At 57.3% G+C, this 14,109-nt stretch carries 12 protein-coding genes; 3 read left to right on the forward strand and 9 right to left on the reverse strand.

Annotation, left to right across the window (positions count from 1 at the left end; all coding sequences use genetic code 11):
• Window positions 1-3 precede the first annotated feature (3 nt).
• The 8 genes from QZ862_RS06985 to QZ862_RS07020 all read right to left on the reverse strand — a co-directional run bounded on the left by QZ862_RS06985 (window position 4) and on the right by QZ862_RS07020 (window position 8,864).
• Window positions 4-1,101 (reverse strand): BMP family ABC transporter substrate-binding protein, encoded by a 1,098-nt coding sequence (locus QZ862_RS06985; RefSeq protein WP_296098609.1) that lies wholly within the window; start codon window positions 1,099-1,101, stop codon window positions 4-6.
• 32 nt (window positions 1,102-1,133) lie between these two features.
• The gene (locus QZ862_RS06990; protein ID WP_296098474.1) at window positions 1,134-2,513 is read right to left on the reverse strand and encodes an amidohydrolase; all 1,380 of its coding nucleotides are present in this window, start codon (window positions 2,511-2,513) and stop codon (window positions 1,134-1,136) included.
• A gap of 5 nt (window positions 2,514-2,518) precedes the next feature.
• A complete protein-coding gene (locus QZ862_RS06995; protein WP_296022106.1) occupies window positions 2,519-3,193 on the reverse strand; it encodes a glutathione S-transferase family protein in 675 nt (224 codons plus the stop codon).
• Complete coding sequence (locus QZ862_RS07000) at window positions 3,190-4,035, reverse strand: aromatic ring-hydroxylating dioxygenase subunit alpha (protein ID WP_296098477.1); 846 nt, start codon at window positions 4,033-4,035, stop codon at window positions 3,190-3,192. Before QZ862_RS07000 ends, QZ862_RS06995 begins: the two co-directional genes overlap by 4 nt.
• Window positions 4,032-4,685: a Rieske (2Fe-2S) protein gene (locus tag QZ862_RS07005; RefSeq protein WP_296098478.1), complete on the reverse strand. Its 654-nt coding sequence runs from the start codon at window positions 4,683-4,685 to the stop codon at window positions 4,032-4,034. Before QZ862_RS07005 ends, QZ862_RS07000 begins: the two co-directional genes overlap by 4 nt.
• Before the next feature lie 174 nt (window positions 4,686-4,859).
• Window positions 4,860-5,093 (reverse strand): acylphosphatase, encoded by a 234-nt coding sequence (locus QZ862_RS07010; RefSeq protein ID WP_296022180.1) that lies wholly within the window; start codon window positions 5,091-5,093, stop codon window positions 4,860-4,862.
• Between the two features lie 360 nt (window positions 5,094-5,453).
• A complete protein-coding gene (locus QZ862_RS07015) occupies window positions 5,454-7,730 on the reverse strand; it encodes an FdhF/YdeP family oxidoreductase (protein WP_296098481.1) in 2,277 nt (758 codons plus the stop codon).
• Window positions 7,731-7,799: 69 nt separating this feature from the next.
• Entirely contained in the window at window positions 7,800-8,864 is a 1,065-nt protein-coding gene (locus QZ862_RS07020; protein WP_296098616.1) for a catalase family protein, read from the reverse strand.
• A 188-nt stretch (window positions 8,865-9,052) separates the two neighbouring features.
• Between QZ862_RS07020 and recQ the strand changes: the two genes are divergently transcribed.
• Both recQ and QZ862_RS07030 read left to right on the forward strand, forming a co-directional pair.
• Window positions 9,053-10,912 carry a DNA helicase RecQ gene (gene recQ, locus QZ862_RS07025; protein WP_296098484.1) on the forward strand — a complete coding sequence of 620 codons (1,860 nt, stop codon included), beginning with the start codon at window positions 9,053-9,055 and terminating at the stop codon, window positions 10,910-10,912.
• Between the two features lie 123 nt (window positions 10,913-11,035).
• Complete coding sequence (locus QZ862_RS07030; protein WP_296014106.1) at window positions 11,036-11,758, forward strand: L,D-transpeptidase; 723 nt, start codon at window positions 11,036-11,038, stop codon at window positions 11,756-11,758.
• Window positions 11,759-11,765: 7 nt separating this feature from the next.
• Here QZ862_RS07030 and QZ862_RS07035 read toward each other — a convergent pair whose 3' ends face one another.
• The gene (locus tag QZ862_RS07035; RefSeq protein WP_296014108.1) at window positions 11,766-12,383 is read right to left on the reverse strand and encodes a hypothetical protein; all 618 of its coding nucleotides are present in this window, start codon (window positions 12,381-12,383) and stop codon (window positions 11,766-11,768) included.
• 170 nt (window positions 12,384-12,553) lie between these two features.
• Between QZ862_RS07035 and QZ862_RS07040 the strand changes: the two genes are divergently transcribed.
• Window positions 12,554-14,083: an ABC transporter substrate-binding protein gene (locus tag QZ862_RS07040; RefSeq protein WP_296098486.1), complete on the forward strand. Its 1,530-nt coding sequence runs from the start codon at window positions 12,554-12,556 to the stop codon at window positions 14,081-14,083.
• Window positions 14,084-14,109: the final 26 nt, after the last annotated feature.

Here is a 14,109-nt window from a genome sequence, read left to right on the forward strand (position 1 = left end):
CGATTACTTCGGCAGCGGCGTCTTGACGCCCTTGACGTGCCAGTCCATGGCAACGATCTCCGCATCTGTCAGCGTCTTGCCAGCTGCCACACCTTCTTTGCCGTCGGCCTTCGTGATCGGGCCAGTGAAGGGCGAGAAGCTTCCATCTGCAATCTTCGCTTCAGTTGCCTTGATCTTCGTCACCATGTCTGCCGGTACGTTGGTATTCCAATCGACGACTTCGACGACTTTATCAGCCATGCCGAGGAAGGCATTGGCACCTTTGAACTTTCCGGCAAGATGAGAATCGACGGATGCCTTGAAGAAGGGCGACCAATCGGTCGCGACGCAGCCGAGATAAGTCTTCGGCGCGTAGCTCTTCATCGACGAGTTAAGGTTAAACGCGTAGACACCGGCCTCCTCGCAGGCCGAGATCACGGAAGGCGTATCCTGTGCGTTAGAGAAGATCACATCGCAACCTTGCGAGATCAGCGCCTTGGCCGCTTCCTGTTCCTTTGCAGGGTCGAACCAGGAGTTCACCCAGACTACGGAAACCTCGATATCGGGCTTGACCGCTTGTGCGCCGAGGGTGAAGGCGTTGATGGAAGTGATAAGTTCCGGAATGGCGAAAGCCGAAACTGAACCGAGCTTGCCTGACTTTGTCAGTGCGGCAGCTGCCATTCCCATCAGATATGTGCCCTGGAAATATTTCGCTGCGAAGGGCGAGAAGTTTGGCGCGACCTGGAAGCCGGATGCATGCAGGACGGTTACGTCCTTATTGCGGCGAGCGATTTGTAGTGCGCCGTTCTGATAGCCGAAGGAGCCAGCGATCAGGAACTTGTTTCCGTCGGCCACTGTCTTGTTCATGATGCGGTCTGCATCGGGACCTTCGGCAATGTTCTCCAGAACAGTCACCTTCACCTTGTCTCCGTAGGCCGCCTTGATCGGCTCGAGGCCGGCGGCCAATGCATGGCCCCAACCCACATCGCCGATTGGCGAAGGAACGACGAGCGCAATGCCGAGCGGCTTGTCTGCCGCAAATGTGGCGCGCGCGCCGATCGCGCTGGCAAGACCTGAAAGTGCGACGCCTTTTAGGAGCGTGCGGCGGTTAAGCGAGTTGATCATGGTGGGTTCCCCTTGTTGATTGTGTCGTTTCAAAAATCGATTGTCGCCAACGCCGCTTCTGCGTCGGCAAAGAGTTTTCCCTCGTCCAGTCCGGGAAACTCGCCTTTTGCCCAAACGACACGTCCATTGATCATGGTCATGTCCGTCGGCATGCCGATGCCGACCTTGGCAATCAGGCTCAGAGGATCGTGGCGGGTGCCGACATAATCCATGCGGCGGGTGTCGATGGCGAAAAGATCGGCGGCCATGCCGGGCGCAAGACGGCCGATGTCGGTGCGACCGAGGAGCTGAGCGCCGCCTGTCGTCGCATAGCCAAGGAAATCGGCCGGTGCCGGCACAGGATGAGCGCGCGTCGAAGCGGCGAGGCATTGCAACATATAGGCGGAATGGATGCAGTGCATGAGGTTGGAATTGTCGTTCGAGGCAGCGCCATCGCAGCCGAGGCCAACAGGTACTCCCAACGCGCTCATAGCCGGAATGTCGGTGACCTCCGCGCCGACGAGGTACACGGGCTCAGGGCAATGGGCGACGCCTGTGCCGGATGCTGCCATGGTGCGTAATTCGTCATGGCTCAGTTCCCAGCAATGAGCGTAGAAGGTGTCCGGTCCGGCAAACCCCATCTCGTGCAGATAATCGACCGTGCGAAGGCCGTTGCGTGCTCGGATCACTTCGCTCTCGCCTTCGCCGACATGGGTGTGCAGTCTCACGCCTTTGTCCCGCGCAAGGCGAACCGATTCCACGAAAGTTTCGCGGTAGCCGTTCACCGGTTGGCAGGGTGCAACCACGACTTGGCGCATGCCGAAGGGTGCGGCGTCGTGATATGTGTCGATTAACCGGGCGCAGTCGGCGATGAATTCGTCCGTCGTCTCCCGCATCTCATCGGGAATGGTGGAGCCTTCGGATTTCGGTAGCGAATTGCCTCCGCGACCGGCGTGGAAGCGCATTCCGAACAGATCAGCCGCGTCGAATTGCCGGTCGATCAGCCTTTTGCCGGCATGGCGCGGGAAATTGTACTGGTGATCGAAAGCCGTCGTGCAGCCATGCTTGATCATCTCGGCCATGGCTGTAACCGACGAATGATAGAAGCAGTCCTCGGTCAGCCGCGCGAAGATCGGGTAGATTCGATCAAGCCATTCGATGACCGAGAGTTTCGTCCAGTCGAGTTCGGCACGATTTCGCACGAAGCACTGAAAGAAGTGGTGGTGCGTGTTGACTAGGCCAGGATAGACAAACCATCCAGTGGCATCGGTGATCTCGGTGTCTTCAAGAAGGACACCGTGCGCAAGGTTCTCGCCGATGGCCTTGATCGTCGGACCTTCGGACAAGAGATCGACATTGCGGCGAACGGTCATGCCATTGCCGTCGTTGACAATCACCGCAGCGCAATTTTTCAGCAAATGCCCAGCCATGCTCGTCACGCCTCTGCCGTTTCGCTCACCGCTGGCATCTCATGCGGATCAGGTTTCAACTCGTGCAGGCGATGGATGCCGGGCATCTCGATGAAGCCGTCCAATGATCTGATGGCGCGCATCCACAGGCGAATGGAGGGATAGGCATCGAGAGATACGCCGCCATCGGGGGCGAGTGCCACATAAGGGAAACAGGCGATATCGGCGATCGTGGGTGAGTTGCCGACCACAAATGCCTCGCACTTCAGCCGTTGCTCGAAGAGGGCCGCTTCCAGCTCCCTGAGTGCGATGACGCCGCTTGAACGCAAGGCATCTATATCGCCCGGACGATGCAGCATTTCATGCAAGCGCGCTCCGCCGAGACTTGCGGTGAGGCGAGCGGAGAAGGAAAGCCATTGCTGGATGCGGGCAGCTATCGTGGGCTCGCTGCTGCCGAGCCATGCGGGTGCCGCCTTGCCTGCGATGTAGACGAGGATGGCGGAGGATTCGGTTAGAACGAGGTCGCCGTCCACGAGGATCGGAATCGAGCCTGCCGGGTTCAGTGCCAGCAATTCAGGACTGCGATGTTCTGCACCCGGATGAAAATCGACCGCACGAAGCGTCAGCTTGATGCCAGTGAGTGCGGCCATGAGGCGCGCTTTGTAGCAACTCGGCGAGAGAATATAGTCGTAAAGGATCATTGGGCTACCAGCTGTGCGCCATAGGTGAAGTCGTGGCGCTTCAGCCAGCGGCGGTAAGCGACGGAGGTAAGATCGGCGCGGGTGGGGATTTCCCTGCCGGGATCGAGAGGTAGGCGGCGTGGAATCTGGTTTTCTAGAATCGAGCGGTCTTGCAGAAAGATCATTTGCTGGAAATGGATGAGATCGGTCATCGGCGTCTCATCGTCATAGAGCGCCATCCACGGCCACACGTCACAGAGCTCCTCCGTCAAAGGTTGAACGAACAGCGTGATCACGTCCCATTCACCAGGCTTCGGTGGGCAGGTCTTGTAGAGCACCGAGCACGTTGGCGCCGGCACCCGGTACATATATTCCGTCGTGATGCCACCACTGGCTGATTTTGCCGCCTGCGGCTGGTAGAATTTCACCTGCGTTGCCCAGACTTCGTCAGCATCCTCTCGGATTTCTACCTTGTAATTCTCCACCTCCGTATGAGGCTCCGAACCCAGAACGTCGGTGTGAACGAAAGGGAAATGCGCGATATCAAGGAAATTCTCGACAGCGCGCAATGGCGAACAGCGCACGCGCACGACGCCGACATCGACCAGTCGACGGCCAGGCTGTTCTGCCTCGGGAATGTCGAAAAGTGGTTTTTGGGGTGTGCCGAGAGAGGACCAGACATGCCCGTACCGCTCCGTCACAGGAAGAGCGCGCCCGTCAGCGGTCATGACCGACGCCTTGCCGTCGGCGGTGCCGGAGACGCGGATTGCCTCCCCCATTAACAGGGTTTCCTGCCCCTCAGGCTGAAGCCTGCTGATCAGGCCGACGGGATACCATTGATCGATCATCGCGGAATGGCTCATGCGGTCTCTCCCTGGTGTTCGAGGGCCTCGGCATGGCGACGGATTGCCTCCAAAGCATGTGATGCGGCAACTTTCTGAACCATCGTCGCGCCGCTCTCGATCAGCAGATGAACGAGGATCGTACCGTCTTCACCAGATGGCGCCAGCAACAGGCGAGCCTTTGTTCCATCGACCGCCCACTCGATAGCGTCGCCTACCGGAATGCTGCCAATGCATGCGGCGAGCGTCTGCGGCTTTGCGGAAACTGTTATGCTTCGCAGTCCCGTCATGCCGTCATGTGCGGGCACGTCACCGCGTTCGTCGCTGGCCGACACCCAGATCACTCCATCGCGTTCGCCCGTTTGATATGTCGCGACACGGATGGCGTCGGGCGGGGCGAGGCTGGGGTGTGCGGGGATGGCAAGGCATTGACCGGTCTTGCCGTAGCGCCAGCCATGGTAGATGCACGACAGCGCCGCGCCGCGAACGAAGCCATGGGAAAGCCGCATTCCGCGATGTGGACAGCGATCGGCAACCGCTGAAACCGTACCGCCCTGCGATCGCCAAAGGGCCAATGCAGCTGTGGCGATACGTGCAGGAATGACGGATGCCTCCGGCAAATCCGTCGATAGCGCGACGGGCGTCCAGGCCGGGAAGATATCCTGAGGCATTTCAAACTTCCGAATGATTTTAGAGGCTTAGCCTCAGAGTATAGGTGGTGACAGCGCACAGGATCGTACGGCATCTTCGACACGTTTGCATAAAATTTTCGCACGCGCAACTATGACTGATATTTACGCAAAAGCTATTTTGCAGCAGCCGTACAGTTTTCCATCAACGGCTGTTCAGACGCTTTCGTTTACAGCTTCCACGCGCTGAATATCGTCTACCCAGACGCTGATCGGACCCAGAGAGCATCCCATTTCCATGGCGTCGATTAGTTCGAGCGGCCCGGTGAGTATAAGGTCAATGCGTGTCTGATCAGCATGATGGATTGTCTGTCTCAGGCCCAGCTTAGCGGCGTGGCGGTTAATCCAGGGCAGAAAGCTCGCCGTGTCCAGACTGCCAAGAATTATCATCCGCTCACTGCGAATGGCTGAGCCTGCGTCCCCCAGATTTTCCGGGGCAGGGAACTCATGATGAGATGTAGCCATGATCAAGTTGGTCCGTGATGCATTCGAACGGGCAGTGAGGGCTGTTCTCCCAAGATCGGCGCCTGCGCGCAAGTGCGAAGTTGCTCGCTCTTATCTTGTGCTATGTATGACATTCTGGACTGGTTCGACACACGCCGGTCACCCTACCCCTTGCTAGACTATGCAATCATGTAGCGTGTGGAAGCCGACCTGTTTTTGCCTGCGGGCAATTGGAGTAGCGCTTGGCGAAGACCGCCTGTCCCTATGCGGTCTTGCGTTATTCGGAGCCTGCGAGCGCAAGACGTCTCAAACTCTTATGCGCACTGGAACGGCCTTCGACGCAGGCGTTTTGGAAAGCTCGTCATGGTGATCGATAGCAACAAGCACGTTAGCTTCAGGATAATAGGCACCAATCGTTCCCTTCGGAAGATTGTGTTCCCTGACCTTAAGCCCTGCCAGTTCACGGTCCACGCCGTCGTTAAAGTCGCTGACAAGGGTGACCACTTGTCCTTCGGACAGCCCGGCTGACTGGATGTCCTCCCGACACATCAACAGCACGTCTCGGGTACCTTCGATACCGCGGAAGCGATCCGAATAGCCGTAGATCGTCGTATTGAACTGGTCGTTCGACCGCATGGTGATGAGCCGATAGCGACCATCGGCATCATCGAAGGCCAATGCATTCAACTGCTTTGGTGTTGTAAAGACCGCCTTTTTCTCTTCGGTTTTCCAGATGCGGTTATGTGCTGCGTTGCCGCGATAGAAGCCTCCTGGCTCGAACATGCGTTCATTGTAGGCGCGGAACTCTTCTGGGTAGGTCGCTTCGATGAGATCCCGGACGAGGCCGTAGTCGCCCGTCCATTCATCCCATTTGAGTTTCGGATTGGGGGCGACCGCCGCCTTTGCAATCCCTGTCACGATGGCCAGTTCGCTTTTTAGATGTTTCGAGGCGGGCGTTCTTTTGCCAACTGAGCCTGAGATATGCGAGAAGCTGTCTTCGGTGGTCACGGACTGCGCACCAGAGGCCTGCTCGTCGCGTTCAAGACGGGAGAGGCACGGCAGAATATATGCTTTCCGGCCGGGAAACAGATGACTGCGATTGAGCTTGGTGGACACGACGACCGTCAAATCCTGGCTTGCCCATGCCGCTTCCATCGCTTTCTGGTCCGGGACTGCGCGAACCAGATTTCCCCCAAGTGAAATGGTCGCTTTGATCTTCCCAGCCATCATGCCTTTGACCGCATCCACGATCGTCGTGCCGTCTTCGGTTGGCGGATCGAAGTCGAACAGGGTTTTCAGCTTGTCCATCGGAATAAGCTTGGTTTTCTCTGCTATTCCGACTGTACGTTGTCCCTGGACGTTGGAGTGGCCGCGGACCGGGCAGCATCCTGCGCCCTCTCTACCAATATTTCCCCGCAGCAGAAGCAGGTTCACGATCATCGCGATGTTCAGAGCGCCTTGGGAGTGCTGGGTCAAGCCCATTCCGTAGACGCCGATCACGCGTTCGGCGGCGATGTAAAGTTCACCCGCGCCGCGCAAGGCTGCCTCTGTCAGTCCGCTCTCCCGCTCGATTGCCGACCATGGCGTGTCTCGAACGAGATCGATGAAGCTTTCCAGTCCGACGGTATGCTCCTCGATGAAGGTGATATCGAGGATGCGTGGAGTTCCAGCGCGGAGGGCTGCGTCATCCGCTTCGACAACGACTTTGCAGAGACCCAGGATCGCGGCAATATCTCCTCCCGCTCTGACCTGAAGATATTCGTCCGAAATCTGCGTTTCGTGACCCGTCAGCATGTCCACCGGGCTTTGCGGATTGACGAAGGAAACAAGCCCCTGTTCGACGACGGGATTGAACGTCACAATCTTGGCGCCCCGCTTCTTTGCTTCCTGTAGAGGATGAAGGAAGCGCGGACTATTGGATCCAGGGTTTTGGCCGAAGAAGAAAAAAGCGTCGGCTTTGTCGAGGTCATCCCAGACAATCGTGCCGACAGGCGAACCGATGACCTTATTCAGGCCTACGGACGTCGTTTCATGGCACATATTCGAGCTTTGAGGCAGGTTGTTGTTTCCATACGTCCTGGCAAGGAGGGCGTACAGGTAAGATGCCTCAAGTCCCGCATGTCCGGAGGAGTAGAAAACGACGCTTTCATGCGGAAGCGATTTCAAAGTCTGACCAATGTCATTGAATGCTTCCTCCCAGGACACCTCCACATAACGGTCGCTCGTGCTGTCGTAACGCAATGGATGCGTCAGTCGCCCAGTCTGCTCAAGGTCATAGTCTTTCCATTCTCGAAGGTTGTTGACCGTGTGATCGGTCCAGAAGTCTGGTGTGCAGCGGGCACTGGTCAAATCGGATATTGTTGCCTTTGCACCGTTTTCGCAAAACTCGAATGGGTGATAATTGACCGGTTTCGGCCAGGCGCAGGATACGCACATGACGCCACCCGGCTTGTTTTGCCGGGCCAGTTCTTCAAGCACCATTGGGGATGGTTTGTCGTCGCCCAGGATGCGCGCAATCGACTTGACTGATCCCCAACCACCGGAGGGACCTTCAGACTCGGGATTTGGGATCGTATCGGTCATGGCGTTCTTCCAATCATGCGACAGAAAGGCGCTCTGTGACGAGCACCTTATGGATGCTAGTTGGCAAGCTTATTGTGCTGGCTCGTGAAACGGGCAGCCATTGAACTTCGCGCGAAACTCCGCGGAGTGGCGGTACGTTTGTTTGCGAGCGCGGTTGATGTTGCCCAGTGGTTGGTGATCCGCAAGACCCGTCCATATGCTGAAGCGCATCTCCTCGTCGACCTTTTTGACGTTGCCATCGCTCCAGCTGTCCTGTGGGAGCGCGGTGATGGTCGCAACCGTGAAGAAAGGCGCTTCGTCCTCCTTCCACTCGACAGTTGGATCTTCGATCGGCTGCTTTTCGATGTCGCGACAGAGCTGGACCTGAAACTCCCAAGTCGCGTAGGTGTTCTGCATTTCCGCTTGCACCGTTTCTCGAATGGCATCCTCACGAACGCTTGCGTCGATTTCGGTTCCGGTTCTTTTGGTCAGGTCCGCTGAGACGGGCTTAAGGCGGAATTTGGCGACATAATCTCCGTAGCGGAACGGCGTAACGCTGAAATAGGTTTCGCCAAGCGGATCGAGGTTCGGTGCGCCACCGAGCGACTGGACGGTGGGGCTGGAAACACCCACAGCCTCAAGGCCCTTGTTGACGGTTTGAAGGACACTGGACATAACAACTTTGGTGCCCTCCATCTTGTCAGTTGTCTTGGCCAAAAGTTTTAGACTGGAGAGAAACTTCTTTGAGTCGGGTGCTTGGAAGACCGGCCCATTCACCATCACAAAATCCTGGGTAGAACCCTCGGCATCAGGTAAGCGCGGCCCCTGCGCATCCAGGACCTTTATTGCCAGTCCGCGAGGAAGGGATACTGCGTCTGGAAGAATATCTCCCGCATTGGTGGACAGGCGCATATAAACCTTGTGGGTGCCGGCTGTCGCAAAAAGACCTTGTCCGAGCTCCGGCGGCAAGTCCGGCCTGATCGTCATCTCGGCTTCGATGATTCCGTGCGATTTGGCGTGTACGGACCTCACCGCGTGGCCGTAGTCTTCGGCGGTTTTCTCAAGGATGACATCGAACTGGTCAATTAGTCCGGAAACGGTTTCCGCCTCATCGTCTCGAATGCTTTCCAGATCTGCGCGATAGCGGATTGGCATGGGTGTCAAAATAGCGCTCCTCGTAAAAATGAGGAACGCCGGGGGCTGAGTGAAGGTTCCTGCCATTCTGGCAGTCTCAATCAAGATGGATTTTTTTTCGCAGGTATCGTTCTGGAATGGCCTCAGGCTTTTGATCGCAAAATTTCTGACCTATGGCATAGAGTGATTTTAGCGTAATGAGCGATTCCATGCCGCCATCTCAGAGTCCGACCAGCCGCCTTTTTGTCGATGAAGCCCGCGAAGCACCACTCTCGCTACTGAAACGCGTCTATGGCTACGCGTCTTTTCGTGGGCGCCAGCACGAGGTCGTCGACCAAGTCATGGCAGGCGGCGACGCTGTGGTCCTGTTTCCGACAGGTGCGGGCAAATCGCTATGCTTCCAGGTTCCGGCGCTGTGCAGGGAGGGGCTGGGCATTGTGGTGTCGCCCCTGATCGCACTGATGCGCGACCAGGTAGAAGCGCTGAAGCAACTCGGGGTTCGTGCCGCGGCTCTCAATTCGTCCCTTTCGCGCGAAGAGTTCATGGACGTGCGCAATGCGGTGAACAACCGGGAACTCGATCTTCTGTACGTTACACCCGAGCGCATCGTAACGCCGGGTTTCAAGGAATTCATTGGTCGCACGCAAATAGCGCTTTTTGCGATTGACGAAGCACATTGCGTTTCACAGTGGGGCCATGATTTCAGGCCTGAATATCGTGAGCTTGGTCGCCTCGCAAAAGAGTATCCTGGCGTTCCACGCATGGCGCTGACGGCGACGGCCGATCCTCATACACGCGATGACATAATAGAACGGTTGCAGCTTCAAGATGCTGCGGTTTTCAGCACCTCCTTTGATCGCCCCAACATCGCCTATGAAATTGTCGAGCGTGACCAGCCGAAACAGCAATTGCTGCGCTTTCTCTCGCGCCATAAAGGATCGAGCGGTATCGTCTACTGTCTCTCCCGCGCCAAGGTGGAGGAAACGGCGGAGTGGCTGAACACGCAGGGCATAAGAGCGCTTGCCTACCATGCAGGCATGGAGCGAGAGATGCGCGACCGCCATCAGGACGCGTTCCTGAAAGAAGAAGACCTTTGCCTCGTGGCGACGGTCGCGTTCGGCATGGGCATCGACAAGCCGAATGTGCGCTATGTGGCGCATCTTGATCTGCCGGGATCGGTGGAGGCCTACTACCAAGAGACGGGACGCGCTGGGCGCGACGGACTACCGTCCGACGTCTGGATGGCCTATGGCATGGCCGATGTCATCCAACGCGGTCGAATGATCGACGAGGGCAATTCAAGCCCAGAGATCAAGCGCGTCGAGCGCGCCAAACTCAATGCGCTGCTCGGCATTTGCGAAACGGCCGGCTGCCGCAGGCAGGCGATCCTCAAGCATTTCGGCGAATCTCACGGCGGCAGTTGCGGCAATTGCGACACCTGCCTGAAACCAGTTGAAACCTGGGACGGGACGGAAGCCGCGATCAAGGCGATGGCGGCGATCTATCGCACGGGTGAACGCTTCGGTACCGGTCACCTCGTCGATGTTCTGCTTGGCAATGAGAATGACAAGACGATCCGCTTCGGTCACGTCGATATGCCAGTCTTCGGCGCCGGCAAGGATCTTCCGGCAAAGACCTGGCAATCGGTCTACCGCCAGCTGCTGGCGGCGGGGCTGATCAGCGTTGATCATACCGCGTACGGCGCTTTGAAGCTTGAGCCCGACTCTCGCGCCGTCTTCAAGAAGGAACGCCAGGTCCGCTTTCGCAAGGACCGACCGACGACCGGCAAAGCGGCTCGGTCATCTTCGGCGAGTTCTGCAAATGCAAAGTCTGGATTGGAAGGCGCCGATTTCGAACTCTTCCAGGCATTGCGAGCGGTGCGCATGGAAATCTCCAAGGAGCTGGGGGTTCCACCCTATGTCGTCTTCCCTGATACGACACTGGTTGCACTTGCGACGGAACGGCCGTCGGACGAGGACGAGATGCTGGATATTTCCGGTGTCGGGCCTTCCAAGCTAGAGCGCTTCGGCGAGGCATTTCTTGAGGTGATCCAAGCTCACTCACGATGACCGTGACACTTTTGGCGCAGCGTTTGTTCTATATGAGTGTGATGCCATGGATGTGATCCTCCACCGCTTGCCACATGGTGTTCCATCGGCAAGAAGGAGGCGCAATTTCTATGGATCTCCCACATGACACTTCTTCAGCGCGTATCCCGTCGCGGCTTCATCTTTGGAGCGCTTTCCGCAACAGCCGCTCTCGCAGGCTGCCAAACCAACTCTACGCCGGCCGTGGTGCCGCAAGCAGCTCGGCGGCCCATCGTACCGCCAGATGAGGCGGAGTTGCAGCAGCGCTATGCGGCGTTGGAGGATGGCGGGCACATGCTTCCCGCGATCCCTTACCAGCAGATCGATCCAAAATATTACCGTCAGCGTGTGTTGGATCCGACAGGCGAAAAGCCCGGTACCGTGGTCGTCGATACGCCAAACCGCTTCCTCTATGTGGTCGAACCCGGCGGCACGGCTATGCGCTATGGTGTGGGCCTCGGCCGTGACGGTTTTGCCTGGGAAGGTGAGGGGATCGTTCATTGGCGCCAGGCGTGGCCACGCTGGAAGGTTCCGGCCGAAATGGTTGCTCGCCAGCCCAAACTGGCACGATTCTCGGTCGAAAATGGAGGCATGGATCCCGGCATCAAGAACCCGCTTGGTGCGCGCGCGCTTTACATCTTTAAGGATGGCAAGGACACGCTTTACCGCCTCCACGGTTCGCCAGAATGGCAGTCGATCGGCAAAGCGACGTCATCTGGTTGTGTTCGACTGGTCAACCAGGACGTGATCGATCTATACCAGCGCGTACCCTACCACGCCCGTATTGTCGTCCATCAGGCGCCGCTTGTCGCCCGCGTCTCAGCGTAACTTTGCGTTATCTGAGAAGGCCATCGCGGTCGAACTCTTCCCACCCGGAGAGTTCGGCTGAGTTACGTTTCGCCGGGCGAGCCAACTTCGCCTTTTTGAGCGAGCGCGTCAGCTTGGCTTGATGCGCCGCACGCCTCCTGTTCTCCGCCTTCGCGGCAATATCGTGTTCTCGCCATTCGTCGATGACGCCGCTGTTGAGAAGTTCTTCGACAACCTTCGGTTCGAAGACGTGAAAGGTGATCCGTTTCGCCCGGCCACGCAGTCTCACTGTTCTGATCCCGCCGCTTGGTAAGCGACCATCCTCGAGCCACCGACGACGCTCTGTCGTGGAGATTGTAAGGATATCTTCGATCTCGCGCGGTAAAACGGGCAGGCTGTCCATGGTTTCCAGCAGTTTGGAGATTTTGGCGCTTGCTGCCTTAAAGTCGTTTTCGTCGTCTTCCGGCACCGACAGTGTCAGAACCACGCCTGCAATATCCAAATCCTTGCGAACCGCCAAAGGCAATTTGGCCCGCAACTCCATCAAGATACCCTTGGCGCGAACCGACGACCCTAGCGTTGCTGCGGGCTGCAGCGTCCACGACTCTCTCAGGTGCGGTACGCAGGTGGATTTCTTCTTCGCCATGGAGGCTTAGATGGGGCCGGCGCTCGCCGTGGTCAACATGTGCGTCCGCTCTTTATCAGCTTTCTCGTTTCTCAGCAGCAACAACCAGATTGACAGCCTCTCCCTTTCGGTTATTCTCTTATAAAAGCTTATATAACATAATAACGGAACAATGAAGCTGGGAGTATGATATGAAACTGAAGCTCGCATTTCTTCTCGCCACCGCGTTAATCGTTAGCCCATCGGTTCTCTTCGCGCAGGATCGCGGCGGGGTGATCAATGTCGCAACGATTGGTGAGCCGCCAACACTTGACCCCATGGCCTCCACCGCCGATCTCGTCGGCATCGTCACGCAGCATATCTTCGAAACGCTCTACACCTTCGACAAGGAGTGGAAGACAGCACCGCTTCTGGCGGAAAGCCTTCCTGAAATCAGCGCGGACGGTAAAACCTACACGATCAAGCTGCGCTCCGGCATCAAGTTCCACGACGGTTCCGATATGGCGTCGGACGATGTCGTTGCCTCTCTCAATCGTTGGGTTAAGGTTGCCTCTCGCGGCAAGCAGGCTGCGTCGTTCATTGACAAGATCGAAGCGACTGATCCCTCGACCGTGACGATCACATTGAAGCAGCCTTACGCGCCACTCGTTTCGCTTCTCGCCTTCAACAATTCGGCCGCCATTATTCTTCCAGCTGAAAAGCAGGAAGAGCCTATGAAGGAGTTCATCGGTACTGGCCCTTACATGCTGAAAGAGCGCAAGGCGGATCAATATATCCAGCTCATTCGCTTCGATGGCTACAAGTCACGCGACGGCGAAGGCAATGGTTATGGCGGCGCGCGGCATCAATATCTCGATGAGATCCGCTTCGTTCCGGTGCCGGACGCCAATACTCGCGTCGAGGCAGCGGTCTCCGGGCAATATGACTATATCGATTCCATTCCGGTGGAGTCCTTCGACAAAATCAAATCCTCCTCCGCCACTGAACCCTTGGTACTGAAGCCCTTCGGCTATCCTGTCTTCGTCTTCAACACGGCCGAAGGCTTGGCGAAGGATGTTGCCATGCGCAAGGCGATCCGCCAGGCACTCAGCATGGAAGATATGCTGGCTGCAGCCTTCGGCAGCACGGACTTCTACGCGCTTGACGGCGATATCTACCCGAAGAACTTTATCTGGAATACGGATGCGGGTGTTGAGGGCAACTACAATATTGCCGATCCGGAAGGCGCTGCCACAGCCGCCAAGGCTGCCGGTTACGACGGCGAAAAGCCGATCCGCATTCTCACCAGCCGCCAGTATGAGTTCCACTACAAGATGGCGCAGGTCGCTGCCGAATATCTCAAGCTTGCAGGCTTCAAGGTGGACATGCAGGTGGTGGACTGGGCAACGCTGACCCAGCGCCGTGCCGACAAGGCGCTTTGGGATATCTACATTACCCATAGCCCATTCCTTCCCGAACCCGCTTTGATCGGTTCTCTTGCTCCGACATCGCCCGGCTGGTGGGACACGCCTCTGCGCAAGCAGACGGTTGAGGCTTTCTCGGCGGAATCCGATCCGCAGAAGCGCATCGCTCTTTGGGCCGATGTGCAGAAAGCCATGTATGAGGAAATTCCCTACATGAAGATCGGCGACTTCAATGCGGTCGCCGCCAAGTCAAAGAAGATCGAAGGTATTGAAGCGGCACCTTGGCCTTACTTCTGGAACGCTTCCATCAAGAAGTAGTGGTTCGACTGATCGGCATCGCGCCA

Origin of the sequence: uncultured Agrobacterium sp. (genome assembly GCA_913777615.1) — a bacterium.
Lineage (GTDB): Bacteria > Pseudomonadota > Alphaproteobacteria > Rhizobiales > Rhizobiaceae > Agrobacterium.